Genomic DNA, 26,355 nt, shown 5'->3' with positions numbered 1-26,355 from the left:
CCTTCGGGTGAGATGACGCTCGCGACGCTCGACAGTCGACCGGCGGAGGAATCGCGACCCGACACCGGCTCGGAGGCGGTGGCGGAATGACCGCGGACGCTTCCGAGGACGTCGACGTGAAGTCGAACGCGGACGTGGAATCCGTCGTCGAGGGGTGGCAGGAGCAACTCCTGGATTTGACGCGCCGGAACGCGCTCGTTGACTTCTCGCCGACGAAGACGAAGTCGCTCCCGCTCGCGGCGGCTGCCGGGCCCGTCGTCGACCGTCTCCGCAAGACGGGCGCGGTCGAACTCGGGAAAGCGACGACCGACGACCCGCCAGAGACGGCACGGACGGACCCGGCGGTCGCGCGCGGGTCCGCCGACGACGGGAGCGTGGACGCGGGGGCGGCGGTCGCGGCCCGGGCGCCCGAGGTGGCGACCGAGTCGCTCGAATCCATCGCGCGCTATCACCGCCAGTACCTCCGCGAGCGCGGCGCGGACACGCTGTTCCTCTCCGTCGGCCGCCTCGCGTGGACCGAGCCCGGCGACGACGACCCCTACGAGTCGCCGCTGTTCCTCCTGCCGGTCGAACTCGAGCACCGTCCGGCGACGGCCGAGGACGTCCACGCGCACGTCGTGGCGTACGACGGCGACCCGCTCGTCGTCAACCCCGCGCTCCGCCGGAAGGTCCAGGCAGAACGCGACCTCGACCTCCCCGGCGACGGCGACGTCGCCGTCGACGACCTCGAAGCCGCCTTCGACGCGGTCGCCGCCATCGCGGACTCGTTCCCCGACTGGACGGTCTCGCGCGAACTCGCGGTCTGCATCTTCGACTTCGCGACGGTCAGCCTCTACGAGGACCTCGACCGGAACCGCGACGCCATCGCGAGCGACCCGCTCGTCCGCGCCATCGCCGGCGACACCGACGCCCTCGACGCCCTCCAGGCCGACCCAGGGCGCGGCGAGCGAGCGACTGGCGACGCCGACGACTCGCCCACGCAGGTACTGGAGGCGGACCCGAGCCAGCAAGCGGCCATCGACGCGGCCCTCGACGGCGAGAGCTTCGTTCTCCAGGGTCCGCCGGGGACGGGCAAGAGCCAGACGATCGCGAACGTCGTCGCGGCGAAGCTGGCGCGGGGCGAACGCGTCCTGTTCGTCAGCGAGAAGCAAGCGGCGCTGGGGGTCGTGAAGTCGCGGCTCGACGAGGTCGGCCTCGGGCGGTTCTGCCTCGAGGCTCACGGCCAGCACGCCACCAAGTCGAACGTCCTGGACGCGCTCGGCCGCGAACTCCGCGCTGACCACACTGATCCGCCCGCGGCCCGGGAGGCGTGCCGGGAGCGCCGAGACGATGCGGCGGAGACGCTCGACGCGCACGCGGACCGCCTGACGACGCCACCCGATGGGTTCGCGGTGACGCCGTACGAGGCGCTGGGCATCGTCGCCGCCGGCCGCGACGAACCCAGGGTCGACGTCGACGTCGACGACCCGCTCGCGGTCGGGCAGACGGCGGTCGACGACGCCATCGCCGCCCTCCGCGAACTCGCCGCGTTCGAGGACGCCATCGCGGACCACGACTCGCACCCGTGGCGGGCGACGACCGTCGACGAGTGGCGCGTCGACACCCGCGAGCGCGTCGCCGACGCCATCGACGCCCAGCTCACCGCCGTCGACGCCATGCGCGACCTCGCCGACCGACTCTCCTCGACCCTCGGCGTCGACCTCCGCGACGCGAGCGCGATCGAGGACGTCGAACGCGCGCTCGACCGACTCGCGGCGGCCCCGGTCGACTCGCTCCCCGACGACCTCCTCGACCCCGCGTTCCACGCGCCCGACGGTCCCGTCGGGCGACTCGCCGCCGCCGCCATCGAGCGCGCCGAGCACGAGTCCCATCTCCGCGAGCGATACGCGTCCAGCATCTTCGACGAGGACGGCCGCGAACTCCACGAGGCCCTCAGCGCGTACGGGCTGTTCCGATTCGTCCGGCCGAGCTACCGGCGCCTGAAGCGCCGGCTCGTCAGTCACGCGCGCGACGGCTACGACCCCGACCTCGACGCGCTCCGCGAGGACGCCCGCCGCCTCCGCGCGCTGCAGGCCGCCGAGGACACCATCGCCGAGGTCGACGTGGACGCCCGTTACCTCACGCCCTTCGTGGACGGCGATGGCGAGGACACGGAACTGGGCTGGGGGCGCGTGGACGTCGAGCGCGTGCAGGGAGCCGTGGACTGGGAGCGCCTCCAGGGCGTCGCGGACTGGGTGCGAACGCTCGCGGACACCGGCGTCGTCGACCCCGAGCGCGCCGACGGCTGGCTCGACGACGATGCAATCCCTGCAGCCGACGACCTCCGCTTCGAACTCACCGTTGAGCGTGAACGCTTCCAGCGCGCGCGCGACGAACTCGCGTCGTTCGTCGCGCTGGACGCCCTCGACGCCGACGGCACCGCGTTCCCCCAGGCGTCGTGGGCCGCTCAGCGCGAGGTCCTCGAGTCGCTCCGCGCGAACCTCGACCGCCTCCGGGACTGGGTCGCGTTCCAGGACGCTCGCGAACGCGTCGCCGACACCTTGGCTGGCGACTACCTCGACGCCTTCCTCGACGCCGGCCACGACCCCGAGCACGTCGCGAGCGCGTTCGAACGCGAGTTCTACCGCCAGTGGCTGAACGCGCTCTACGACGCAACGGACATCGACGCGTTCAACGCCGAGACGTACGCGCACCACCTCGCGACGTTCCGCGAGCGCGACGCCGCGCTCCGCGAGCACGACGCCGCGGCCGTCCGCCACGCCGTCACGAGCCGGCGTCCGAGCGTCGAACTCGAGCACGCCGACAGCGCCGCGCAGGTCGTCCTCAAGCGCGAGATCGGGAAGAGCCACCACCAGCGCCCGCTCCGCGAACTGTTCGCGGACGCCGGCGAGGTCGTCCAGCAGCTCAAGCCGTGCTTCATGATGAGTCCGCGCACCGTCGCGGAGTCGCTCGCACTGGACGCCATCGAGTTCGACGCGGTCGTCTTCGACGAGGCGAGCCAGATACCGCCCGCGAAGGCCGCGAGCGCGCTCGTCCGCGCCGACCAGGTCATCGTCGCCGGCGACGCGAACCAGCTCCCGCCGACGTCGTTCTTCGACACCGACGTCGTCGACGACGCCGGCGGCCGCACCGACCTGGAGAGCGTCCTCGACGAGGCCGCGGCCGTCCTCCCCGAGCACTACCTCACGTGGCACTACCGGAGCGCCGACCCGTCCCTGGTCGCGTTCTCGAACGACCGCTACTACGACAGTCGCCTCCGCACGTTCCCCACGCCGGCGCCCGGCGACCCGACCACGGGGCTCGCGTTCGAGTACGTCGAGGACGGCGTCTACGACCGCGGCGACACCCGTCGGAACGAGCGCGAGGCCGAGCGCGTCGTCGACGTCGTCGCCGCCCACGCCGACGAGCGCCCCGAGGAGAGCCTCGGCGTGGTCGCGTTCAGTCGCGCCCAGGAGCGCGCTATCCGCGACGCGCTCGCCGACCGCCGCCCCGAGGACCCGGCGCTCGACGCGTTCGTCGACCGCGACGACGTCCAGGAGGGGTTCTTCGTCAAGAGCCTCGAGGTCGTGCAGGGCGACGAGCGCGACCGCATCGTCTTCAGCGTCGGCTACGGGCCCGACGCCGACGGCGAGGTGACCGCGAACTTCGGGCCGCTGAACGACAGCGGCGGCCACCGCCGCCTCAACGTCGCCATCACGCGCGCCCGCCGCCAGGTCACCGTCGTCTCCTCGCTCCAGCCCGAGGACGTCGACGTCACCGGCGTCACGCACCGCGGCGTCGCCGACTTCAAGCGCTACCTCGCACACGTCCGCGACCACGACCCGACAATCGACACCCCGGCCGCGAGCGAGACGGAGTCCGACGCCCGCGCGAGCGACATCGACGGGGACGCCCACTCTCCGTGTCAGGACGCCGAGTCGTTCGACTCGCCGCTAGCGCGGGACGTCTACGAGACGCTCACCGACGCCGGGTTCGACGTCGACGTCGACCTCGGGACCGCGGGGTACGTCCTCGACATGGCCGTCCGCGACCCCGACGACCCGGAGCGGTACGCGCTCGGCGTCGAACTCGACGGCGCCGCCGCGCGCCACGCCGACGCGACGCGGGACCGCGAGCGCCTCCGCCAGCTCGTCCTCGCGGACCGCGACTGGGCCGTCCACCGCGTCTGGGCGCAGGCGTGGGCGACCGACCCCCAGCGAGAACTCGACCGCATCAGGGAGCGCGTCCACGGGGACGCCGACGCCGAGCACGAGACCGCGACGGCGTCGACGCTCACCCATCCGCCCAGCGACCGCGACCGGACCGCCCCAGGCACCGACGCCGAAACCCCCGACGCCGCCGACGCGGACGGTGACGCGCAGGTCGTGCAGTCCGACGGCGGCGACCCGTTCGCGACCTACGAACCACCGACGGTCCCGGACCTCGACGGGGACGACGACGGCGTCCCGCCGCGAGAGGTCCAGCGCGGCCTCCTCGCAGTCGTCGCCGACGCCGGCCCCATCAGCGAGACGGCCGCGTACCGCACCCTGGCGGAGGCGCTGGACGCCGACCGCCTCGACCCCCGCCTCCGCGAGCGCCTGGAAGCTCAGGCCCAGTCCGTGGCCGACGCCGGCCACCTCCACGTCCACGACGGCTTCCTCTGGCCGCCCCGCGACGCCGCCGACCTCCCGCTCCGCGACCACGACGACGCCGACCCCGACAGCGACGCACGCCGCGAGATAACCGAGGTCCCGCGCGCCGAACTCGCGAAGGCGTGCTACGTCCTCCTCGCCAACGGCGGCGCCATGACCCGCGACGACCTCGTCCTCGAGGCCGCACGCCGCTTCGGCTACGAGCGCGTCGGCGCCCGCATCGAGGACCACCTCGAGGACGCCATCGACCACCTCCTCGACCACGACGCCGCCACCAGCACCGGCGACCGGGTGGAAGCCGTCCACGACGTCGACGTCGACGAACGACTCGAAGCGAACATCTACCAGTAGCCGACCCTCGTCCCTTCGTGCCCGTCGACCGCATCCCGTCTCGACAACTTCCCCCACTGCAACAGCTGTGCGGGAGACGCGGTCACCGCTCGGGGTTGACCATGTGGCCGAGGGGCTCTAGCTCCTCCCAGTCCTCACCGACCAGGGTTTCCGCCAGGACGTCGTGATGCTCTTCGACGATAGCCAGCGTCTCGTCGGCCGATGGGGGCGCGTCGTCGGAGTCCGTCCACTCCATCAGGACGTAGAGGTAGGACGCGCCGCCCTCGTTCTGTTGGAGGAAGGCCGACTCGGTGAGCGTCCCCTCGCTGACCAGCGATGCTGCCGTCTCGCTGAACCGATCGTTGGCGAGCGTCTCGTACCAGTCACGAATCCGGTCCTCCTTCCCCGAACGAACCTCACATCTAGCCAGTTGGACTTCCGTCATCGTCCTCCACCAATCGTCACTGCACGTAATAACTCCCCTCCAGTTTCCGGGGGACGCGGAAAGTGTGTCACCGCGAGGTTCAGGTCCGCCCGTGAATTCGACGGGTAACGCGCCGGACAGATTCCGTGGTGGCGTCCGTGCGTCGACCACGACCGCTCGCAATGTCGAGTCGACGTTGCTTACGCTCGCTGTAAGACGGCGTGCGTCCTTAGGTAGCTGTGGCTCGACGGTCGGGGTATGGATTCACACAGACAGTACGAGCTGTCGACGTTCGACGAGCCGCCCTCGAGAGCGGACCACCCCACCCCACTGCTTCCGCTGTTGTACGCGCGTCACTACTGGCGGACGGCCGCACGCCGGTGCCGGCGCTGGCTCCGGGCGCACACGGGCCCCGACCACGTCGCCGGACACCCGTTCCGGGGCGACGACGACACCATCCTTCTGACTGGCCCAAGCACCCCGGGCAAGTCACTCGTCGACGGCTTCCAGACGGTCGACGCCGATTCGGTGGAGGACCTCCAGCCCCGCGGTGACCTGTCGCTCCTGCGCGCACGATACGAACTGGAGCGCGCCGCGGACGCGACCCGACAGCGGGCCGACGCGGTGGGAGACAGCGCCCGCAAGGTCGCGCGGCCCGTCGTCGAAGCGATTCGCGCCGGCCCCTTCGGCCGTGATGACGAATGACGAGCGTCCTGACGCCCGTGCATACCTGTGTAGACTGCGGGCGCGTCAGTCGCCGCTCGCACCACGACCACCGGACGTGCGACGGGCTCGTCGTCGTCGTCGACGGCGACCACGAGTGCAGTCGCTGCGGCGCACCCATCCGCCCAGCCACCACGTGCGGGGACTGCGGCGGCGACGTCACCGTCGAAGCACGCGCGATGCCCGTCGACTTCAGCCCGAGCGTCTCCCGACGAGCCCTCGAAGCAGCCATCCACGACGCCACGAACCACGCCCGCCGCAGCCACGGCCTGGACGCGCTCGACGCCGACCCGCACCTCGCGACCATCGCCCGCAGTCACAGCACGCACATGGTCGACGCCGACTTCTCCGGCCACGAGACTCCCGACGGACGTACGCTCACCGACCGGTACGACCGCGCGGGCTACGACTGGCGGCAATGCGGCGAGAACGTCGCCAAGCACTACCCGGACGACCTCGACGACGCCACCGTCATCGCTCGCGAGATCGTCGAAGGCTGGCTCGACTCGCCCGGCCACCGCGAGAACCTCCTCGAACCCGACTGGCGCGTCGAGGGCATCGGCGTCGACTACGCCACCGACGGCGCCGTCCTCGCCACCCAGAACGTCGCGTAACAACTCGTCGCCGCACCAATCTTCCGGAGGCCGATTCGGCCACCGCCACCGGCTCGCTGCCGTGCACGTTTCGCCAAGACCCTCTCTCCCTGACACACCCAGTCTCCCTCCGCTCAGATAGCCGTCACTCGGTTTCGACGACGCTCACTCCAGCACCGACAGGACGAGAACGGCAGCGAGCCTACTCCTGTCGGGAACGCCGTCGCCGTCGGTGACGAATCGCCGAAGGTCGGTCTTCAATGCCGGATGTCGTGGAACAGGGGAGTTCGCTACCACCGCATGCGACACCTCCAGGACCGCCTCGCAAGCACGGGCCTCGAGTGCTTCCCAGTCCAACACCTCGTACTTGGAGGGCTCCGATTCCGAATCCCACTCGGACAGGAAGTTGGCGAACTCGCCCACGTCGATGGGTGCAGTTTCCGAGACGAACCGGAGTCTCAGGTGGCGTGCTCCCCAGCCGTTGCCGTATTTCGATTTGAATGAGTCCTCGTCTGCTCTGTCGGGGAACTCGGTCGAGAGGACGTCGAGCGGCGCGTCGCCCAGCACCAGTCGGCCGAGAACGTAGTCACCAGCGAGCCGTCTCGTTCCTGAACTGTCCCGTAGCTCGCTGACCACTGCATCGAGCACCGCGTCCTCGTAGAACTGGCGTTCCGTCGTCACCTCTCCGAGCGCTACCACGAGCGCTTCGAGATCACGGTATCCGTCTTTGTCCGCTATCTCCGCTCGCAGCGACTCCGCGCCCTCACGACCGAAGGCGCTTGCAGCGACCAACTCCCCGATGGCACGCCTGGCCTTGCTCCGCCGGACCGGGTTCTCGTCCGTTATCTGGTCCGCCAGATGCTCCGGGACTTCCTGCTGATCCTCGTCCACCTCGAGCGCGACCTTCCCGAGGGCCCTGGCTATTTCACGCCTCCGGTCACCGCTCGCCTCGACCACATCGGAGAGCATCCGTTCCGGGAAGGTCGACTCGTCCTGGTGTTCGAGCACCGCTGCTATCGCACTCGTGTTGATTGATAGCGGATAGCCGCGGTCGTGCTGCAACGCATCGTACACCGCTCTCGGTATTCCATCCTCATCGACGTTGTCGGAGACGACGACGAACCCCAGCGCCCGAGCCAAAGTTGACCGAGACCTGTCGGTACCGACCCTCACCCGGTCGACCAACTCAGACGGAGCGTCCGGGTAGTACGTTGGACACGTGGCGACGAGCTCCCCCAGGGCTTGCGCTCGCAACCGCCGTCCGCCGAGGTCGTCGTTCCTGATAAATGCTTCCCGAAGCACCGCGATCGGGTTCCCGTTGCGAACGTTCAACTCTATCCCCGTCGTCGTGATGTCCAGTGCCTCTGCTATCGCGAGGGCGAACGCCTGACAGCGGTAATCGCTGAACGGAGCGGCCACTTCGATGCGCGCGAACAAGTCTTCTGGGTCGTTCACGACGTCATCGTCCCTCGTCGTGAGGACGGCCAACAGGTGCAGCACCGTCCGCCGGGTCGTCTCGGTCGAGAGCTCGGGCAGGAGTGCGACCAGTTCGCGGACGACCGCTGGAACGGCCACGAGCTCGACAATCTCGGCCGGGAACACCCAGCTGACGGTGTTCAGGCCTTCGATACAGTCGATCCGAGACTCTCTCGAATCGACCGCCACTAGCGCCCGACCGAGGAGGTCCACGAGGGACAGGAAGTCGTCCTCGAACGCCGCTACTGACTCCGGTGTGGTCGTGTTCACGAGTATCGCGAGGAGCTTCGACTCGATTGCGTTCGAGAGCGGTCGCTTGAACATGTCGTCGGCGGACGCGTCAAAGGACCGCTCGATTTCTTCCCGAAGTACGGTACGGACGACCGGGAGCGAGGCGACACCGACTCGCTGATCCATCTCGACGAACCCACCGAGCGTTTGACACGCTTCCTTCCGACGGTGGAGCGCCGTCACTGGCCCGGAACCCGGCGCGGACTCCGGCTCCAGTAGCGTCTCCGCCACGGAGAGCAATTGCTGGGTCTCGCCGCTCCACTCTGAACCGTCCAGGACACCCAGCCGGAGGTCGGTCATCGTAGTCGTCTATGGGGACAGGCGTAGAAAAGACCAGGGCCCGGGTGCCGGACTCCGTCCTGGCCGCGGCATCAGATGGCGCTGCCCCGGTACTCGTAGTAGGTGACGGTGGAGGCGTCGAACGTGCAGTACGGGAAGCCACAGCAGCAGTTCCGGAACGCCTCGGGGTAGCGGATCTCGATGTTCCGCTCGAACTGCTTGGCGAGGTCCTCGTACCGGTGGTCGCTGGTCCAGAACTCGCGGTCGCGCTGGGACATACCTCGTCGTTCGCGGGCGGGTTCGATAGGCTTGGAGTTCGGCTACGAGCGTTGTAGCGGAAGAAGGGTGCGTGGTGCGACTGGGGGGTCAGGTTTGCGAGCCGTATTCGTCGTTCCAGTCGTAGAAGCGCGCGACGTCCTCCTCGGGGAGGGAGGGCGAGGTGGTGGCGAACGCGTGGGTGACGTCCTGGGGCAGAATGGCGCCGACGTCGAGGGTGTGCGAGCGGAGGCGTTTGACGCTGTCGTCGACGAGGCGGGCGAGGTTGGGGTTGTGGCGCGTGACCATGTTGTTGACGGCGGCGCTGCAGAGGGCTTCCATGTCGCGGCCGGTGTAGCCGTCGGCGACGCAGCGCTGGGCGATGGCGCGCTCGGGGCTGTCGGCGCCGTGGGCCTGTTGGGGGTCGTCGACGAACGCGCTGGGGTGGCCGTCGAAGTCGACGCCACCGTGGACGGTGTGGATGCGGATGATCTCGGTGGCGGCGTCGACCCCGGGGAGGGGGACGTGGATGCGCTTCGGGAACCGACTTCTAATCGCACTGTCAAGATGCCAGGGGGTGTTGGTCGCGGCCAACGTGAGCACGAAGTCGTCGCTCTCCTTGTCCACGCCATCGAGCTCGGCGAGCAGCGTGTCCAGGACGCGCCGCGACGTCTCGTTCATGTCACCGTCTCGAGACTGCGCGAGCGAGTCCACCTCGTCGAGGAACACGACGCTCGGACTCAACTCCGCCGCCGTCTCGAACAAGGCCGATATCTGCTTCGAGGACTCCCCGTACCACTTCGACAGCAGGTTCCCGAGCTCGACCTTGAAGAACGTCGCGTCGAGCGACCCAGCCACCGCGCTCGCGAGCAGCGTCTTGCCAGTACCTGGAGGGCCGAACATGAGGATGCGCTCGGTCGCGGACACCGCGTCCGGCTTGTTCGCGACCGACCCGAGCGCCACCGCACGCTTCAGGTCGTGCTGGACGTCGTCCAGGCCGCCGATGTCCTGCCACGTCGTCGACGTCTCCGCGATGAACGACTCCATCTGCGCGCGCATCTCCTCGTCGCCCTCACCGCCGGCGCCCGGCGGCGGGCCATCGACACCACCCGAGGGCCCGTCCCCAGCCGGTTCCTGGTTGCGCTTGAAGTGGTCCTCGAGGTCCTCGCCGCGCTCGAGGATCTCCGCCGCCCGCTCCAGGCGCTCGACCTGGTGCGCGCGGTCGCTGTCGGTCGCCTCGTCGAGCTTCGCGAGCGTCTCCGCCGCGTCCACGTAGGCTCGCGCCGCCGCCTGCTTGCGGCCCTCCCGCCGGTGCTCTTGGGCGGACTCGAAGGAGTCCTCGTACTGTTCTCGTAGTATCTCTATCCGGTAAGCATCGTGCGTCATGACTGAAAAATGGGTAACCGCGGTCAGTTCAGAAGCGCTCGCCCTCGCCGGCGCGCTGGCCGGCGGACGCGGACGCGCTCGCTTCCGCCTCGGACACCGTCTCCTCGACGTCGCTGAACGTCTCGTCGGCGAGCTCCTCGAGCGTCGGGACGTCGTCGCCGTCGCGAGCCGCGTCGACCGCAGCCTCGACGCGCTCGTCCGCCATCGCGTCCATGTGCGCCGACCCGCCCTTGCTGATGCCCTCCATGCGCTGGGCCGCCACGTTCCAGCGGTCGATGCCGTCCTCGCGATCCTCGATCTTCTTCTCGATGATCTGAGCGGCCCCCTCGAACTGGCGGGGGTTCATGTTCGACGGCAGCGCATCCGGACCGTCCGCGCTGATCTGCTTCCCGAGCGCCGCCTGCTGCATGAACCGCAGGCCGACGAGGGTCTCCATCCACTGCGAGCGGATGGCCTCGTACTTCGAGAGGAGCCGCGACGCCTCGGACTTGATCTCCGGGACGCGCGTCTCGTCGGCCTCCTGAGCCTGGTGGATCTTCTCGTCGTACTGCTGCTTCGCTTTGGTCATATCGCTCTTGTACTCCTTCTTCTGGCGCTCGAGCTTCCGGATGCGCCGCTCGAGCTCCAGCGAACTCATGTTCTCGATGGGGTTGCGTCCGATGACGTTCACGCTCACCCATCGCTTCGTCTTCGAGATGATGCGTCGGAGCATCGCACTCGGAGAAAACCCCCCGATGGTAAAAGGCGGGGCCGGCCGCTCACACGACCTGTAACCGACCGGACCACACGAGGAAGGACCCGTGCTATTTTGATAGAACGCCACGAAACGAGATGTACGATTCATGACGCGGCGCTCTCCGAATACGGCCGGAACGGACGTCCCGGAGATCGTCGATGAACTCGAGACCGCGTTCCCGCACAATCCCGGGCCGTCGACAGTCCTCCACGGTCGAACCGTATGCGAACGGGCTCTCCAGTACGCGCGAGAGAATCCGGACTCTCACCATCTCCCCGCAACGGTCGCCGACCAGTTGCAGAGGCTGCTCACTCGTCCGGCCCCGGATTCAGCGGCCGCCGTGTTCGGGGTGTCCGACGTACTCGCGGACAGCCGTCGACTCCTCGCCGCCACGCTCGCCGCCTTCGATATCGACACTCTCGTGGTCCGATTAGATACGTCCGAGAAGCACGTCGTTCTCGATGCACTCGAAACGACGATGGTCGAGACAGCGGCTACGTCCGTGGTCGACCACGCGCTAACCGTCCTCGACGGGTTCGCACTCCGTGAACCGGCCTTCGTGATTGACCGAATCGACATTCACACGACCGCCGATTCGGTCGCCGAACACGTCATCGACGACCTTCGTGGACCGGGGCCCGCTCGTTCAACGGTTCAGTCGACTCCCGCTGCTATCCGGTTCCTCGCACTCGTCGCTCTACACCAACCCAGAGCCGTCGCGACATGCTCGTCAGTAGTGGCGGTACTGCAACTGGCGGCCGAACCCTTCGACGAACTACGAGGCTACGGTGCTAACGGTCGAGACGCTGAGATATTGTGGGGCGCAATCGGTCTGGCAGCAGTCTCTCGGGCGACGGACTTCGAGGCGGAGGTGTCGATGTCGGTCATCTTCGAGACTCTCGGACGTTTCGTGAGCACCGGAACTAGCTTCGACCGAGCGGAGGCCGCTGAGACTCTCGGACTCTTGTTCACCCTGTTCTCGGATGCCGATACTGAGAGTCACGTGGTCGAGGGGCTCTGCGGCGATGTCCGTGCCCGACCTGCATACCCGTGGAAGCGGGCGGCCGAGGTCCTCGGCAACCTCATCGCAACCGGCGCACTCTCGCGAACCGGAGTCGACCTCGATGCCCTAGCAGCACGCGTCCGAACAGCGTCGATCGGCCATCAAGAACTCCTCCCGATACTCGGCCGGGCGACGGGCTACCTCGATTCAGACGACACGTTCGACGTCGTCGACGAACTCGCGGCCTCCCTCAGAGACGAGTCTCGTCCCAGCGATAGACTACCGCTCGCAAATCCGGAGAGTGTTCTCGGCTACATCTCGGCCTACGGCGACCCCTACGACGAACGCGAAACGGTTCGAGGGCTCGCCCGCCACATCGCCGACGCCTTCGAAGAGCCAACGTTTTGGCCCGAGAAAGCACAGGCAGCCCTCGGCGTCGTAGTCGCCGCTGCCGACACCTACAGTCCACCACAGTCGGTCCGACGAGTGATGGATTCCGTCGCCCCTGAGACCGCTCGAATCGAGTCCGAGGTCGCCAAACGACTCGGGTTACTCGTCGCGTTCAGTTTCAAGGTCGACGACGTGTCGCTCTCTGCGGGCTTGGCTGAAATCGTTCAGGCCAGTGACACGCCCGGCTGTCGCAGAGCCGCGACTGCACTCGGAACGCTATCGGCATTCGACGACAGTATCCGAGACTCCGCGGCCGGACGACTCGCTGACCACGTCCGGACTGGCGGGCCCTCGGCGAACGAGCGCGCATCGCAAGCGCTCGGCTTCGTCGTCGCGAATGGCGGCGATTCCGTCCAAGCCGTGCGACGGCTTCGAGCAGCGGCGAGGGAATCACGCGTCAAACAGCTGTCTCTCGGCGATGTGGAGTGGGACCTCGAAGCGGTCAACGACGACGTCGCGTCCGAACTCTGCGGCTGGATAGTGCTCGTGGACGACACCGCGTACTCGTCCGCGGAACTCGCTGGTCTGCGGGCGGTCACCGACGGGGAGGGGGGCCTGAAGACACGTCCTGCAGCAAGAATTGCCGGTGAACTCGAACGAGTCACACACCGGTCCAAGAGACGGGAAGCGCTCGACACCCTGACCGAACGGCTGGCCAACGAGCCAAGCACCCGCACCAAACCGGAGGCAGCAGCGCTCGCGTTTGTCGCTGGACACGGAGCGCCACAGTTCCTGGAGGGTGCCTCGCGTCGAATATGGAACGCGGTTCGCTCACCGGACTCACCCGTGGAACGACCACGCCGCCTGTACGGCGCGACCGGGTACGCAATCGCACTCGCGCACGGGGATAGCGACACGATTACCGCACAGCTAGCCAAGACGCCCGAGGTACTGGGCATCGTCACCGCGTACTCGGACTGGGGCGCGGACGACCCACTCATCGAGCACGCCAAGTCACGGGTTCGGACTCGGAGAAAACGAACGTATGCCGAAGAACTGGGAGCGCTTCGCGCGCGAGCATTCCGCCACTCGGACTCCCGCGACAGGTTACGGTTCGAGGATTCCCTTCACGAAGAAGGCGGGTCGAAGGCCGGATTCGAGTTGCTCGAGTCGGCACTCCGTGCTGGTGCTATCGAACCCAACAGAGCCCTCGACCTGCTTCTTCGATCGAACCCCGACGAAGACCGTCCGCTCGTCGAGAACGCGCTGGACGGAATCGAGCGGACTCAGGAGGCAGTTATCGATCTGGTTTCGACACTCTCGGGCGTTCAGCCGTTGCCGGAACCGATAGCCGACCAGCTGGTTCGTCACGTGGACCGAGTTTCGTCGGTCGAATCGAAACTGCGGGTCGTTTCACTGCTGGCCGAGACCGACAGTCCAGCGAGTTCTCGGTAACGGCTTTCACTGGCGGCCAGAGGACCCGCTCTTCGAGCACACCTCGGCTCGAACGACTCCGAATTACGAAACCTGTACCCGCAGCCTCCGGTTTAGGGTGGTTTCACCGGAAGCCAGTGGTGCATGCAGCAACCAACTGTTTCCGAGCGAGACCACGAGGGTCTCGACGCGTTCTGGGAGAAGGTAGACCTCGTCGTCTATCTGGCGCTCATCGCGGTGGTGACGCCGGCGGCGACGAAGATGGTGAGTGCGGCGTGGCAGTCCGGCGGCCTCAGTCGGACGCTGGTCGTCACGCTCGAGGAACTGGTCGGGGTGAGTCACCTGGAGTTCGTGCTGTTCTGGCTCGGCGCGTACGCTGGCCTGGTCGCGTTGTTGTTGTTCGACGACATCAAGCGCGTGCAGGGCGTCCTGCTCGTGGTCGCGTCGGCCATCGCGTTCGTCGGGTTCCGGTCGAACGGCCTCCTGACGTCCCTGCAGCCCGTCGAGAACGCGCCGGTCCTCGCGGCCGGGTTCGCGCTCTCGTTCGTGCTCGCGGGCGGTCGCCGCCTGCGAAACGGGAAGCCCCCGTACGAGTTCCGGGCGGCGACCGCCGCATTGTTCTGGGTGGTGGCGACCATCGTCACCGTCGGGTTCCTCGAACGCCACCTGTCGTACACGACGCCGGTGTCGTTCGCCGACGGCCGCCTCCAGACCGCCGCCGCCGTCACGAACGTCACGTTCGTCGGCGCGGACCTCTTCACGGACTTCGTCGCCGCTTCCGTCCTCGTCATCGGCGCGCACCTGTTCACGAGCTATCGCGCGCAGCGCGACGTGTTCGTTCTCGGCGTGCAACGCGCCGGGAAGACGATGCTCGCCGCGGCGCTCTACAAGGCCGCCGAACAGGAGTCGCCGAACACGCGCCTGAACCCGTCCGAGCCGCTCACGTCGCTGTCGAGCTCGATTCACGGCGACGACGACGCCGTCGACGGGTTCGGGGACGACGACTACACCGGGCCGACCGAGAAGGGCGAGACGCACCTCCACCGGTTCCGGTCGCTCGACGGCGCCCTGTTCAAGGAGTACGTCAACGTGGACGTCCTCGACTACGCGGGCGAGTACGTCGGCGCGAAACTCGTCGAGTACGTGAAGGCGTTCGCGCCGTCGCGGAAGCTGTCGCTGGCGTGGGTCGTGTACGTCTACGAGTCCGTGCGCGGCCTGCCTTCGATTCCGGAGAAAGCCGAGGGGCTGGACTCCGCGGAGATCCAGCGCCTGATGGCGAAGCAGATCGTGCACTCGGACACGCTCTGCGTGATCGTCGACGCCGGCAGCCTCGTCCCGGAGGTCCCTTACGGCGACGAGGACTACCGGATGCAGGACGACCTGTCGTCGTACCTGGAGACGTACGTCCAGATCCTCCGGCACGTCGACGAGAGCCTGCTCGAGGAGAAGGAGGTCGTGCTGGTGGTGACGAAGTCGGACTACCTCTACCAGCTCTACCGGACCGTCGACACGCGCCTGGACTTCTTCCAGTGGGTGAACTACTACCTCCTGGAGTCGCCGGAGGGCCGGGAGAAGCTCGGGCCGCTCGTGAACCAGGCGCAGGTCGACCGCGTCCACCCCGTCTACTACGACCTCGACCACGACGCGTCCCTGGAGGCCGGCGAGCCCGTCCCGGACCGCCCGATCACCGTGAACGGCGCGCGGTCGCTCCTCCGCCGCATCAAGGGAGGTGCGTAGGATGCCGGACGTCCAGGTGTTCCGGAACGACGGCGAGGCGCTGTTCGGGGAGGACTCGCGGACGCTCGAGTACATCGACCCCGGCGTCGTCCTGCTGTACGCGGACACGGCCGCGGGCGTCGTCTGCTCGTACTTCGAGGGTCGGCTCGGCCAGCCCGTCCAGGGCACCGTCGAGTGCACGTTCGACGACGAAATCGACCTCTCTCGGGTCCGGCCGGCGCTCGAGGGCGTCGACGCGTCGGGGTTATCGGTGTCTTCGGCGCCGAGGGAGAACGCCGCGAGCGCGCGGTGGGCGCTCGACGGCCTCACGGAGGACCAGCTCTGGCTCGCGGATCCACAGCACGACGCTGTCAGGCGGTTCGTCGAGACCGAGGACGCCCAGGCGGGCGGTCGCTCCTGGCTCCCCAGCCGGTTGTTCCCCGGCGAGGGATGGTCGCTCGGCGACGTCGCCGACGACCTCCTGCTCGCCGACGCCGACGACGCGGACGCGAACGGCGACCCTGATGACGACGGCGACTCCCCTCCCGAGCGCGACGACGCGGCCGACGGTGACCGTCCTGTCCGTGTGGACGGCCCGCCCGCGCCCGCTCGCGGAGCGGGACTGGACTTCGAGACGCGGTCGACGTACGACGCGACGCGGTTCTTCGCGTTCCTCGTCGACGCGCTCGCGGACACCGGAGTGACGATCGCCGTGTCGAAGGCCGGCCGCGTCGACGCCATCGACGACGTGGACGTCGTGATACGGCCGGACGGCGACCTGCCGGCGGGGAGCAGCGTCGAGCCCCTCCCGGACACCCGCGAGCGACTGGACGTCCAGCGGAACGCGGTCGCCCGGGAGCGCGCTCGCGAGCACCTCGTCGAGCCCGTCGCGGCGCTCGGCGACGCGTACCGCGACGCGGCCACGGACGAGGCGGTCGACGACGACACCGGCGAGGACGTGCTCCGCGAGCTCCTGGACGCGCGCCTCGGCGCGCACTCGTCGCTCGCGATCGTCGACGAGTGGCGAGCGCGCTACCGTCGCGTCCGTATCGCGCTCGTCGCCGCCCTCGTGGGCGTCCTCGTGGGCGTCCTCGGCGGGGAACCGCTTCGGCTCGCCGGCTGGCGCGTCGAGACGACCGCCCGCGACCTCGCCGCGACCGACCCCGGCGTCGTCCGCGCCGCCGTCCTCGACGCCGCCAGCGGCGCGGGCGCGCTCGCTGTCCCCGGGGCAGCGGCGCTCGTCCTCGCCGCCGTCGCCGTCGCCCGCCACCGCTCCACGGACGCCCGCGAGCGCACCCACCGACCGTCGACCGCGCGCTCGGACCTCCGCCGGATAGCGCTCACCGCCGCCGTCGTCGCCGCACTCCTCGCGCTCGCGTCCTCGGCCATCCTCATCTATGCGGGAACCTAACGGCAAAGCAGCACACCTGTCGAATCCCTAACAGCCAGAGAATTTTTCACGGTATCCTACTAAATGTCTATGAGGTTCGAGTTCATAGAAACAAACAATCAATATACATAAACTGACACCATATGTGTGTAAGACATCCAAGCAAACAAGAAGACATCGCAATTCAGCGTATTCGGGCAGAGATCACACGAGGGAAGGGACAGTTGCCATCGACTATATATACCCGTGAAGCTACCCTTGCCAAGATACCTTGGACACTTTGTGAGGCCGAAGAGTTTCCCGAACTTCTAGCCGACATCGCCGTCGTCCTTCGCGAACAGGTGTCCTTCTCAATGAGCAACGCTACGAGCCTGTTCGATATGGCTCGTTCTTCCGAGGAGGTTCAGCGACACTGCGTCAGACAGATTGGACTATTTGATATCGAACGCCGATTGGCTGCAAACGGACTCTTGGCTGGGGACGAACGGCTCTTGCGAGCCCTCTCAAAAACGATCAAGCAGGGGAATATCGTCGACTCAAGTTTGGAAGAAATGGTTGGATATGCGACTTTCGACCACCAGCCATCGACATCAAAAATCCTTGTTACTGTACTCGATCAGCTTCTTTTCGCCGCAAGTCCAAATACTGTGAGGAGAAACTCAAACGTCCTGAAAGAGACCCGCGATGCAGTAATCAACCGTATACTGAAAGAATCGACACCGGACGATGTCGATCGTACTGACGCCCGCGCTGCAGCTGTCTTGCTCACACACCCTCAACTTGGGACGGGAGGAGTTGAACAAGCTAACGCTGTAATAGACAAATTTGAGGCCGCTTCTGAACCATTGGTACAGTTCTGGGGACGCTATATAAGGACTTTACTATCTGATAGACTCAGCCAGGACAGGAAGACCCAACCTCGCGATCTCGTTAACCGGCTCAAAGAGACTATCGCCGCCGCAGAAAAGTTCAAAGACGACCGCGATGCCGTAGCTATTTGGGGATTGGGCCGAGCGATAGCACAGACGTCAAATCCTGAATATCGAAACGATTGGATTGATGTGTTATCAACTATAAAAATATTCAGCAACGACGATCTTCATCTAGAGGTATTCGAAACACTCTATATACTCACTTTGGCAGATGTCTTGGTTGAGCGTGACCTGCCAATACTTTTCGAGAGGCTTCAGGCAGCGATTGCGTCGTTTAGTCACGCAAAAACCGCTGCTATTCGATTGCTCCAAGCGCTTGTGGACAAAGGCCTCACAACTGAGCAGTTCATTAACTCTATATTTTACAGCATAATATTGGGGGACGAAATTGATGGAGGACTGACCAATATGAAAAATATTCTATATTTTGATTCTTTGGTTAAAGCTACCCAAGGGCCAGGGGAAGGACCATTCCCCGTGATTGTCGATGCTTTAGAAAGAGGACCTGGCCGTCATTTAATCGGAGAACTTAAAAGAAAAATTTTGTATGGCAATATCGAGGAGGTTGAGCTAAACCACCCTGGTGAATTACTCTGTAAGGTTGCTTCCATCACTGACCGAGACCGTACGGTGTTTGATGATACATTTGAAGATCTGCTCGAAGCTGTTTTCGATTCGAAATATATTCAAAGAAAACATTCACATACTGCAATCCGGTATGCCGCAGAAGCGAATTTGCTTGGATCGGGGCTGGCCGAACGATACCTTTCCGAATACTCAGCGACTGAGCTCGCATCGGGTGCGGAAGCTACTCATGCGGCGGCCGCAATCATTTCTAACTACGATTCTCATGAGAAGTTAGACCTTGACGCGTTTATTGACGCATTGGGTAGCCGGATTCCAGATGCAGATTGGGAAGAATCCTGGGCTATCAGGGCCGCGTTGGAGTCCATAGCTCTTCTGCGAACATTCGGGGACCCCGAAGAGGGAATCGAATTTATAGGGTTGTGGATTGACGCTGCATCTAACACCGAGGGCACTCCGTCTGCCGTACCTGATGACGTCTTTGAGGCATTACCGGCAACAGGTTCGACAGCGTCGCTAACTCCATTAGTCGAACGCATCCAGAGTGAGAATCCGAACATTAGACATCAAACCATAGCTTTACTTAATGATTCTATTCCGAGGGAGTTCGACTCTTATCGTGAGCAAACCGAACAACGCATCCCACCACTGACAGGAACAAGCGTCCAGCAACTAGTTCACCCATTGGTTGAGCAGATCTCATGTGGCGACAATCAACCTGGGTTCCGTAGCACTGCTCTCAACGTGCTTGCTGGGTACGTGGAGCGCAACTGGCTCACCAATGAACAAATCGAGTCGGTCGTTTCACTTGCTCGTTCGCTCCTACATGACGACCCAGAGAATGTGGCGATTCTATTACAGGTTCCGCAAGTCGTCGACCAGCTCGGAGTAAGGAAAATCAAAGGCGGATTAGAGCAGTGCGCTTTGGCACTCGAACCGACTGAGAATAGTGCAGATCGAAGCGGCGAGACTCTTAGTTTGGATGGCGATCTGGAGGCAATTACAGAAGCTCTCGTTGCATTAAGTAAGAGCGGCAATATTTCGCCGTCGGATATCGTTGACGTCCTTAATGATACTACTCGAAGTAATCCGTCGCTTCTTGAAGCCCATGCTGCAGATCTAATACCACTTTTAGAGAGGAATGGCGTGGTTGAACAGGCCGACCCTTCTGTTGCTCAGTCTCTGGACCGAGCAATTTCGAATACAGTAAATGATGAGGAGGACCTGCTTAAATTGCTACGAATCCGAACACGTGTCCAGAAAGTCGCCATCAGGCAGACATACTAAAAACAAACAAGTCAAATAGTTTTCGCGCCCCAGTCAGAGCAGGCGCTCGGACTTCGGGAACACGGTCTCGGGCCAGTCGGCGGGCGCGAGCATGCGCTCCTCGAAGTCGCTCTCGGGGAGTACGAAGCACCACGGGGTGTCACGCTCCAGGACGGCGTCGTGGTAGACGAAGTGCACGCGCTCCTCGCCGTCGAACGCGGGGTCCTGGTTCTGGAGGACCTCGGGGAGCTGCCCGGAGGTCCCGGGCTTGTACTGGTGGGGGACGGTGCAGCGGTGGCCGTCGGCGCGGCTCCCGATGCTCCGGGACTCGGAGAGGCTGTGGTAGTCCTCGAGCTCGAGGGGAGCGGGGGAGACGACGAGCGTTCCGGTGTTCTTCTCGTGGCCCCAGTAGGCCTCGTCGTGCTGGTCGAACACGCCCTCCTCGAGGAGCGCACGCGGGAGCTTCACGCGGCCGGCGGTGTCGGCGGGGGCGACGCCGACCCAGTTCCAGCCCGAGGCGTCCCGCGGCGCGTCCGTCGCGGTGGTCCGCATCAGACCCCACCCCCGTTGCCGCGAGCGCCGACGCGGTCGACCCGGGCGTCCGTCGCCGGCTTCGTGCCGGCGCGGAGCTGGCGCGTGGACGGCTCGCGCTCCCCGGGGACGTTCGACGCGAGGACCTCACGCCCGCAGACCGGGCAGACGTACGTCCGGCTCTGCCCGTGGTGGACGGGGCCGTCGTCGCGCATCGCGGTCGATTCGTGTCCGCTCTCGCACTCCGGCTCGAAGTGGTTGTGCCACGACATACACGAGACGTAGCCCGCCGACTCCCCGGTGCTGGTCTCGAGGTGGTAACCAAACAGTTTCTTTAAGTCAGAGCGTGTTCATGTCCTGTGATCGGTTGATTATTCGACCGCAGTCGGGTCGAGACTGCGTTCGATAGCCCACCACGGCCGCGCCTTCGGCGTTTCCGGGTCTAAATAGTCGTTCCCCGACGGGGCCAAGCCCCGTAGTTTGGAACAGTGGCTCGATGGCGAGACCTTGCGCGAGAGGTAGTCCGGTTCGTCTGGCGGCCACACGTAAGCCGTCCGACGACCGCTCAATTTTGACAGAGTGCTTGAGATGGAGGGCCGACCGAGCGGTTCAATCGGTGAAGGCGACGTAGTAGTTGGAGCACTCCGGGCATTCGATTATCGAATGCTGTTCGTACGCCCATGTGTCCTCTTCGTAGGTGTACTCCCAATCGAGCAATCCGAGCAACTCTGCGGTGTGTACCTTCAGACCTGAGATCAGACGCTGATAATTCCTCTCTGGTTCGTTCCCGCAATCGTCACACTCCCATCCAGTCCGCCCCTCTCCCATCCGTATGGGCGATATCTCGCTGCTCTGGGTTTCGGCCGATTTTTTCGAGCTTCGCCGTTCCTGTCTCCTGAGGACCTCCTCTCGTCGTCGTTCCTCCTCTCGAATTGCCGCTCGACGGTTCTTCTCGCGTGTGACCACGTCGATGGCGTCGAAGTGACCGTTCAAGCGGAAGTTGTCTCTCAACCTATCGAGTTCGTACTCGGGAACCATCCGGACTTTGTTCTCGAGGTGACTGCGTTCTAGCGGACCGAGCATCACTCTATTCTTGTCATATTGACACCTAAAGCTAACTGGGCACTCGCTCTTTCGCGTCGAACTCGACGTGGAAAAGTTCAGTCAGAGTATCTCGGCGTCGTCGTCGCTGGGGTCGTCATCGTCGCCGGGGCCCCCGTCGGTGTCGCCGAGCGCGTCGACGTCCTCGGCGTCGAGTTCCTCGAGGGTCTCGACGAAGCCGCGCGTGGGCCGGGTCGAGATGCTGTCGAGTATCGCGTCGACGTCCGCCGGTTCGACGTGGGGGACCGCGAGGAGGTCGTCGCGTGTGGCGGTCCAGAGGTCCTCGACGGTCTCGAAGCCGGCGGCCTCGAGCTGGCCGATGACCTCGTAGCTGACGCCACTGGAGTACTCCAGGGCCGCCGTCGCGTCCGCGTCGGGGTCGAGCGCGAGCACGCGCCCCGAGTCCGCGTCGACGTCGGCGTCGCGCTCGCGGCTGTCGCGAGTGGGTGCGTCTGGGACCGCGACGGTCATCTCTCCCATTCGCTCGGTGATCCACGCGTCGCAGGCGTCGCAGAGCGCCTGCGCGCCGCGACCGCGGCGCGTCGAGACGGCGTCGTCGGTGCGACCACAGTACTCGCATCGGGTCGTCGATTGCGTCGACATACGCGAACCCTCTCGCGCCACCCTCCCGGTCCGAGTGTTCACTCGCGACTAAACGCTCCATTCAAGTACTCCAGGGGGGTCGACCCGGGCGGTCGACGCGGAATCCCTCGATATGGACGACGGTCCGAACGGCGGGTTCGCGTTCGTGGAGCGACGCGCCGGGGTCGCGGCGCTCCGTCAGCGGTCGTCTCCGGCGGTGTGGGTGCGCGCGAGGAGCGTCCCGTCGGCGAGCGCCGCGAGGACGGCGAGTCGAGCCGGGCCCGAGAGGACGTCGACGGTGAGGGACGCGCGGAGGTCGTCGCGTGTCGCGACGGCCGCCCGGGGATCGTCGCCGTGCTCGACGACGGCGGCGAGGACGGCGGCGGCGCCGGCCCGGACCGCCTCGCGGTCGTGTCCGACGTAGAACCGGAGGGTCTCGGCGTCGACGCGCTTCCCGAACGCCTCGGGAGACGTCTCGACGAGGTCGACGAGGACGTCGCGTGCCGAGTCGGCCTGCGGGGACGGGACGCGTTCCCCGAAATGCCCTGTCCGTTTCCGTGCGGTCGCGATGCGGTCGAGGAGCGTCTCGACGACGTCGTTCTCCACGCCGCCCTCGCCCTCGACGGCGGCGGCGAGCGCGACCGCCAGCGTCCTCAGTCGTTCGCCCTCGGCGTCGCTGAGCGCGGCGACGATGTGGGATTCGATGCTCCGCATCCGGTCGGGGTCGAGGCGGTCGACGAGCGCGGTCAGCGCGGCGAGGTCCCCGTCGGTCGGCCAGCCCTCGCGGGCCCGTCGGGCGACGACGAGTTTCCGGACCGCGACCCCCGCGGTCCGATCGTCGAGCGTCGGGGCGAACGCCGGCAGGCGGTCGACGACCGCCGCGTGGACGCGCGGGTCGACGTCCGAGAGCGCCTCCCGAAGCCACGACGCCGGCGGGTACTCGCCCACGTGTTCGTCGCTCCCGTACTCGTACGCGCCGTAGTCGTCGACGACGGCCGCGAGGACGTCGCTGGCGGCGGCCGCGGCCCGACGGCGGACGGTCGACGACTCGTCGGCTTCGATTCGCTCTTCGAGGTGGATGACCGCGCGCGACCGCAGTCCGAGCGACGCGTCGATCCGCTCGAGGAACCCCGGGAGTGCCTCGACCGCCGTCTCGCGGACAGACGTCACGTGGTCCTCGAGTGCGGCCGCCGCGTCGTCCAGGCGGGCGCGCCCGCCGTCGACGTCCAGGATGGCGCCACCGGGACCGAGGAGCGCCGCGACCGCCGCCTCGCGGACGGCCGCGTCCGGGTCCTCCGCCACGCGGTCGGCGAGCACGTCCCGGACCGACCGGGGCTCGTCCGCGGCGGCCGCGTCGACGGCCGCCAGCACGCGCCGGATGCCCTCGACTGCGGCCTGCCGAACGGCCGCCGCGTCGTCGGCGGTGCGGCCACAGAGCCGGCCGATAGCCCAGTCGGTGCCCGGCCCGTTCGGTGCGGTCGCGGCCGCGCCGAGGGCGCGGGACGCGGCGACGCGGACGTCGGCCGCGGGGTCCGAGAGCCCAGCGACCAGGACGACTTCGAGCGCGGTCCCGTCGCCGTCCGCGCCCGACATCGCGGCCGGCGTCGCCGAGTCGGTGGCTGCGTCGCAGGCGCTGTCCGCCGCGCCGGAGGGGTCACCGCCAGCGTCGAGCACCCGGGTGAGGACCCTGATGGCTCCGCGACGCACCCGCTGCTCCTCGTGGCCGAAGAGGGCGCCGAGCGGCGTCCACGTGGACGCGGGGGCGTCGGCGGCGACGGTGGCGACGGATTCGAGCGCGTCGTACGCCGCCGACCGGACCGCCGCGTCCGCGCCGGTGGCTGCGGTCGCGAGCGCGTCGACGACCGCGTCGATGCGGTCCGCCGGGAGGGTCGTCGCGACGACGTCGAGCGCGGTCGCGGCGTCCGCGCTCGCGTCGGCGTCGTCCGCCGCGACCAGGTCGAGGAGGCCGTCGACGACGCGCCGGACCTGCGCGGGCGTCGCCTCGAACCCGACCGACGCGTCCGCGAGGTGGTCGCGAGCGACCCGGCTCGCCGCCAGCGTTCGAGCGAACGCACGAGCGACCGCGTCGCCCGTCCCGGGTACCTCGGCGAGCGCCCAGAGCACGTCGAGGCCGTCGAAGACGACGTCCGCGTACGCCTCAGTGGCGGCGACGACGCCCGCCGCGACGGCGGGCGCGCGTTCGGCCGACAATCGAGGGCCGAGGGCGGCCAGCAGGTCCGCCGCCACCGAGCGCGTGTCGGTGTCCGCGCTCTGCAGGCCGAGGAGCGCGACGGTCGCGACCTGCTCGACGCGTTCCCCGGGGACCGCGTCCGCGACGTCGACGAGCGCGGCGATCGCTCGCCGCTGCGTGCGCTCGCCCTCGCTCCCCGCCCGCTCCAGCAACCCGTCGACCACGCCGCCGGCCGCGCCAGCGGGCAGCCCGTCGACGACGGCGGGCGCCGCGTCGACCGCCGCCCCTCTGACCGACTCGACGTCCCCGGTCAGTCGCTCGCCGAACGCCCCGACCAGTTCGTCCGTCCCGTCCCCGGACGCGTCGACGCGCCCGGTCGCGAGGAGGTCGACCGCGCGCTCCCGGACGGTGGCGTCCGTATGCGCGAGCAGTCCGGCGACCGGCCCCGGGTCCTGAACGCGCGCCGAGACCGGAAGCGCCGCGACGACCCGGGTGCGCGCAGCCACCGACACCGAGGTCGCGGCCCCGGGACTCCGGACCGCACGGAGCGCGTCGCACACCGCCGCCGTCGCGTCGCCGTCACTGGCCTCACTCTCGCTGTGATCGCTGTCGTCGCCGTTGCTAGTTCCTTCCGCTGCCCGTATGACGTCCGCGAGGAGTTCGGCGGCGAGTCGCGCGCGCTGTCGGGTCGTCGAGTCGGGCGCGCGGGCCGCCCGGAGGCACGCCGAAAGCACGTCCCGGAGACACGCCCCGGGGTCGACGCCGGCGTCGACGCTCTCCGGTGGTGGAACGAGCGCGACGAACACCCGTAGTGGCTCGACGCCGGCGTCGGTCGCGACGGCTGCCAGCGCGCGAACGCGGTTCCCGTCGTCACCGTCGACGCCAGGCGCGAGCGCGGCGACCTGGCTCGAAGCGCGTGCCCGACCCGCGTCGTCGGCGGCCGCCTCGGCGACTGCCCCCGCGACGAGCGCCCGCCCGACTCCCGTCCAGCGATGCGTGCCGCCGCCGAGGAGGTAGTTCCCGAGTCGCGACGCGCTCCGCCCGGTCGCCTCGCCGTCGCACGCGTCCAGCAGGAACTCGACCGCGGGCGCTCGGACGGCGGGGTCGGCCTCGTCGAGCTCGCGCAACCCATCGACCACCGCGCCCGCCGGAACGTCGGTCCGCAGCCGGTCGAACGTGCGCTCCGCTGCCCCGGGGACGCGCTCCAGGAGCGCCAGCGCGACCGCCACCGCGTCCTCCTGGACACCGAACGCCTCGTCATCGAATCGCCGACCCACCGCGTCCAGGACGTCCCCAACGCGCCCCTCGGGCACCGCCTCGTGGGACTCCGAGAGCGCGCCCGCGGCCGTCCGCCGGTAGTCCGCGTTCTCGTGAGCGAGGTGGTCGAGGACGACGTCGAGGACCGCCGACGCGCGTTCGTCATCCAGCGACTCCAGCGCCCGCGCGACCCCCCACTCGAACGAGAGGCGGTTGTCGACGAGCTCGAAGTCCTCGAACCGCAGCAACCAGCGGACGAGCCCCGGGGCGCGTTCCGGGGCCTGCCCGGCCGCCTTCTCGAACACGCCGCCGTTCCCGACGACGCCGCGGCGCGTCGCCGCCAGCTGCCTGCGGACGTCGCGCTCGCCCGCCGCGAATCCCGCTTCGAGGTCGGAGATCGGGACCGCGTCGGCGGGTATCGCGTCGGGTTCGACCATCGCGTGCAGGCACTCCTCGGCCGCTGCCTCGCGGACCGCCGCAGTGCGTCCGCGGTGAGTCGCTCGCGCGAGCACCGGGAGCGCCGCCGCCAACGCCGCGGAGTCGTCCCGCGGCACGGCCGTGAGCGCGTCGACACACGCCGATTCGACGTCCGTCGCGATGGCGTCGAGGCCCGTGATTCGCTCGCTCTCGGCGGCCGGCGTGTCCAGTTCGGCGTCGAGCAGCCCGGCGACGGCCTCGATAGCGGCTGTCTCTGTCCTGTCGGCGCTGGCCGCGGCGCGCGCAGCAGCCGCTCGCGCCTGCAGGCCGGCGAACGAGCGGTCGCGCTCGCGCGCCGCGTCGATGCGGTCGATAACGTCCTCGTGGGTCATGAGTCGTGGAAGGATGTGATAGCAGGTGTTCGTCCCGGCCCGAT

17 protein-coding genes are annotated in these 26,355 nt (G+C 67.3%); 7 read left to right on the top strand and 10 right to left on the bottom strand.

The window, feature by feature from the left end:
• The first annotated feature begins 86 nt into the window (after positions 1-86).
• A complete protein-coding gene (locus tag VYJ16_RS18415; RefSeq protein ID WP_336351787.1) occupies positions 87-4,982 on the top strand; it encodes a DUF4011 domain-containing protein in 4,896 nt (1,631 codons plus the stop codon).
• An 82-nt stretch (positions 4,983-5,064) separates the two neighbouring features.
• On the opposite strand, the gene VYJ16_RS18410 is transcribed toward VYJ16_RS18415, so the two are convergent.
• Positions 5,065-5,406 carry a DUF6176 family protein gene (locus VYJ16_RS18410; protein ID WP_336351786.1) on the bottom strand — a complete coding sequence of 114 codons (342 nt, stop codon included), beginning with the start codon at positions 5,404-5,406 and terminating at the stop codon, positions 5,065-5,067.
• A 237-nt stretch (positions 5,407-5,643) separates the two neighbouring features.
• Here VYJ16_RS18410 and VYJ16_RS18405 point away from each other — a divergent pair, with 237 nt between their 5' ends.
• On the top strand, positions 5,644-6,090 hold the full coding sequence (locus VYJ16_RS18405) for a hypothetical protein (RefSeq protein ID WP_336351785.1): 447 nt from the start codon (positions 5,644-5,646) through the stop codon (positions 6,088-6,090).
• Positions 6,087-6,722 carry a CAP domain-containing protein gene (locus VYJ16_RS18400; RefSeq protein ID WP_336351784.1) on the top strand — a complete coding sequence of 212 codons (636 nt, stop codon included), beginning with the start codon at positions 6,087-6,089 and terminating at the stop codon, positions 6,720-6,722. The genes VYJ16_RS18405 and VYJ16_RS18400 overlap by 4 nt, the downstream gene beginning before the upstream one ends.
• 144 nt (positions 6,723-6,866) lie before the next feature.
• Here VYJ16_RS18400 and VYJ16_RS18395 read toward each other — a convergent pair whose 3' ends face one another.
• From VYJ16_RS18395 to VYJ16_RS18380, 4 genes are all read right to left on the bottom strand, one after another.
• Positions 6,867-8,768: a hypothetical protein gene (locus tag VYJ16_RS18395; RefSeq protein WP_336351783.1), complete on the bottom strand. Its 1,902-nt coding sequence runs from the start codon at positions 8,766-8,768 to the stop codon at positions 6,867-6,869.
• A gap of 71 nt (positions 8,769-8,839) precedes the next feature.
• Positions 8,840-9,025 carry a hypothetical protein gene (locus tag VYJ16_RS18390; protein WP_336351782.1) on the bottom strand — a complete coding sequence of 62 codons (186 nt, stop codon included), beginning with the start codon at positions 9,023-9,025 and terminating at the stop codon, positions 8,840-8,842.
• 88 nt (positions 9,026-9,113) lie between these two features.
• Positions 9,114-10,388 carry an ATP-binding protein gene (locus tag VYJ16_RS18385; protein ID WP_336351781.1) on the bottom strand — a complete coding sequence of 425 codons (1,275 nt, stop codon included), beginning with the start codon at positions 10,386-10,388 and terminating at the stop codon, positions 9,114-9,116.
• A 28-nt stretch (positions 10,389-10,416) separates the two neighbouring features.
• Positions 10,417-11,100, bottom strand: coding sequence for a hypothetical protein (locus tag VYJ16_RS18380; RefSeq protein ID WP_336351780.1), 684 nt, complete (start codon positions 11,098-11,100; stop codon positions 10,417-10,419).
• A gap of 130 nt (positions 11,101-11,230) precedes the next feature.
• On the opposite strand from VYJ16_RS18380, the gene VYJ16_RS18375 reads away from it, so the two are divergent.
• The 4 genes from VYJ16_RS18375 (at position 11,231) to VYJ16_RS18360 (ending at position 19,861) form a co-directional block, all read left to right on the top strand.
• Complete coding sequence (locus tag VYJ16_RS18375; protein WP_336351779.1) at positions 11,231-13,972, top strand: hypothetical protein; 2,742 nt, start codon at positions 11,231-11,233, stop codon at positions 13,970-13,972.
• Between the two features lie 123 nt (positions 13,973-14,095).
• Entirely contained in the window at positions 14,096-15,688 is a 1,593-nt protein-coding gene (locus tag VYJ16_RS18370) for a hypothetical protein (RefSeq protein ID WP_336351778.1), read from the top strand.
• Between the two features lies 1 nt (position 15,689).
• Complete coding sequence (locus tag VYJ16_RS18365) at positions 15,690-17,078, top strand: hypothetical protein (protein ID WP_336351777.1); 1,389 nt, start codon at positions 15,690-15,692, stop codon at positions 17,076-17,078.
• Between the two features lie 122 nt (positions 17,079-17,200).
• Positions 17,201-19,861 (top strand): hypothetical protein, encoded by a 2,661-nt coding sequence (locus tag VYJ16_RS18360; RefSeq protein WP_336351776.1) that lies wholly within the window; start codon positions 17,201-17,203, stop codon positions 19,859-19,861.
• A gap of 33 nt (positions 19,862-19,894) precedes the next feature.
• On the opposite strand, the gene VYJ16_RS18355 is transcribed toward VYJ16_RS18360, so the two are convergent.
• The 5 genes from VYJ16_RS18355 to VYJ16_RS18335 form a co-directional block, all read right to left on the bottom strand.
• Entirely contained in the window at positions 19,895-20,392 is a 498-nt protein-coding gene (locus tag VYJ16_RS18355) for a hypothetical protein (protein WP_336351775.1), read from the bottom strand.
• On the bottom strand, positions 20,392-20,643 hold the full coding sequence (locus VYJ16_RS18350; protein WP_336351774.1) for a hypothetical protein: 252 nt from the start codon (positions 20,641-20,643) through the stop codon (positions 20,392-20,394). The genes VYJ16_RS18355 and VYJ16_RS18350 overlap by 1 nt, the downstream gene beginning before the upstream one ends.
• A 337-nt stretch (positions 20,644-20,980) precedes the next feature.
• Entirely contained in the window at positions 20,981-21,454 is a 474-nt protein-coding gene (locus VYJ16_RS18345) for a hypothetical protein (protein WP_336351773.1), read from the bottom strand.
• An 81-nt stretch (positions 21,455-21,535) separates the two neighbouring features.
• Positions 21,536-22,075, bottom strand: coding sequence for a hypothetical protein (locus tag VYJ16_RS18340; RefSeq protein WP_336351772.1), 540 nt, complete (start codon positions 22,073-22,075; stop codon positions 21,536-21,538).
• 177 nt (positions 22,076-22,252) lie between these two features.
• Complete coding sequence (locus tag VYJ16_RS18335; RefSeq protein ID WP_336351771.1) at positions 22,253-26,311, bottom strand: serine/threonine-protein kinase; 4,059 nt, start codon at positions 26,309-26,311, stop codon at positions 22,253-22,255.
• Positions 26,312-26,355 lie beyond the last annotated feature (44 nt).

The organism is Halorubellus litoreus, assembly GCF_037081675.1.
GTDB classification, from domain to species: Archaea; Halobacteriota; Halobacteria; order Halobacteriales; family Natrialbaceae; genus Halorubellus; species Halorubellus litoreus.
This window is presented reverse-complemented; position numbering and strand designations above follow the sequence as displayed.

What these genes read in the sequence shown, in the direction of transcription:
- VYJ16_RS18415 (WP_336351787.1), top strand. Translation starts at nt 87, where the DNA reads ATGACCGCGGACGCTTCCGAGGACGTCGACGTGAAGTCGAACGCGGAC.
- VYJ16_RS18410 (WP_336351786.1), bottom strand. Translation starts at nt 5,406, where the DNA reads ATGACGGAAGTCCAACTGGCTAGATGTGAGGTTCGTTCGGGGAAGGAG.
- VYJ16_RS18405 (WP_336351785.1), top strand. Translation starts at nt 5,644, where the DNA reads ATGGATTCACACAGACAGTACGAGCTGTCGACGTTCGACGAGCCGCCC.
- VYJ16_RS18400 (WP_336351784.1), top strand. Translation starts at nt 6,087, where the DNA reads ATGACGAGCGTCCTGACGCCCGTGCATACCTGTGTAGACTGCGGGCGC.
- VYJ16_RS18395 (WP_336351783.1), bottom strand. Translation starts at nt 8,768, where the DNA reads ATGACCGACCTCCGGCTGGGTGTCCTGGACGGTTCAGAGTGGAGCGGC.
- VYJ16_RS18390 (WP_336351782.1), bottom strand. Translation starts at nt 9,025, where the DNA reads ATGTCCCAGCGCGACCGCGAGTTCTGGACCAGCGACCACCGGTACGAG.
- VYJ16_RS18385 (WP_336351781.1), bottom strand. Translation starts at nt 10,388, where the DNA reads ATGACGCACGATGCTTACCGGATAGAGATACTACGAGAACAGTACGAG.
- VYJ16_RS18380 (WP_336351780.1), bottom strand. Translation starts at nt 11,100, where the DNA reads ATGCTCCGACGCATCATCTCGAAGACGAAGCGATGGGTGAGCGTGAAC.
- VYJ16_RS18375 (WP_336351779.1), top strand. Translation starts at nt 11,231, where the DNA reads ATGACGCGGCGCTCTCCGAATACGGCCGGAACGGACGTCCCGGAGATC.
- VYJ16_RS18370 (WP_336351778.1), top strand. Translation starts at nt 14,096, where the DNA reads ATGCAGCAACCAACTGTTTCCGAGCGAGACCACGAGGGTCTCGACGCG.
- VYJ16_RS18365 (WP_336351777.1), top strand. Translation starts at nt 15,690, where the DNA reads ATGCCGGACGTCCAGGTGTTCCGGAACGACGGCGAGGCGCTGTTCGGG.
- VYJ16_RS18360 (WP_336351776.1), top strand. Translation starts at nt 17,201, where the DNA reads ATGTGTGTAAGACATCCAAGCAAACAAGAAGACATCGCAATTCAGCGT.
- VYJ16_RS18355 (WP_336351775.1), bottom strand. Translation starts at nt 20,392, where the DNA reads ATGCGGACCACCGCGACGGACGCGCCGCGGGACGCCTCGGGCTGGAAC.
- VYJ16_RS18350 (WP_336351774.1), bottom strand. Translation starts at nt 20,643, where the DNA reads ATGTCGTGGCACAACCACTTCGAGCCGGAGTGCGAGAGCGGACACGAA.
- VYJ16_RS18345 (WP_336351773.1), bottom strand. Translation starts at nt 21,454, where the DNA reads ATGCTCGGTCCGCTAGAACGCAGTCACCTCGAGAACAAAGTCCGGATG.
- VYJ16_RS18340 (WP_336351772.1), bottom strand. Translation starts at nt 22,075, where the DNA reads ATGTCGACGCAATCGACGACCCGATGCGAGTACTGTGGTCGCACCGAC.
- VYJ16_RS18335 (WP_336351771.1), bottom strand. Translation starts at nt 26,311, where the DNA reads ATGACCCACGAGGACGTTATCGACCGCATCGACGCGGCGCGCGAGCGC.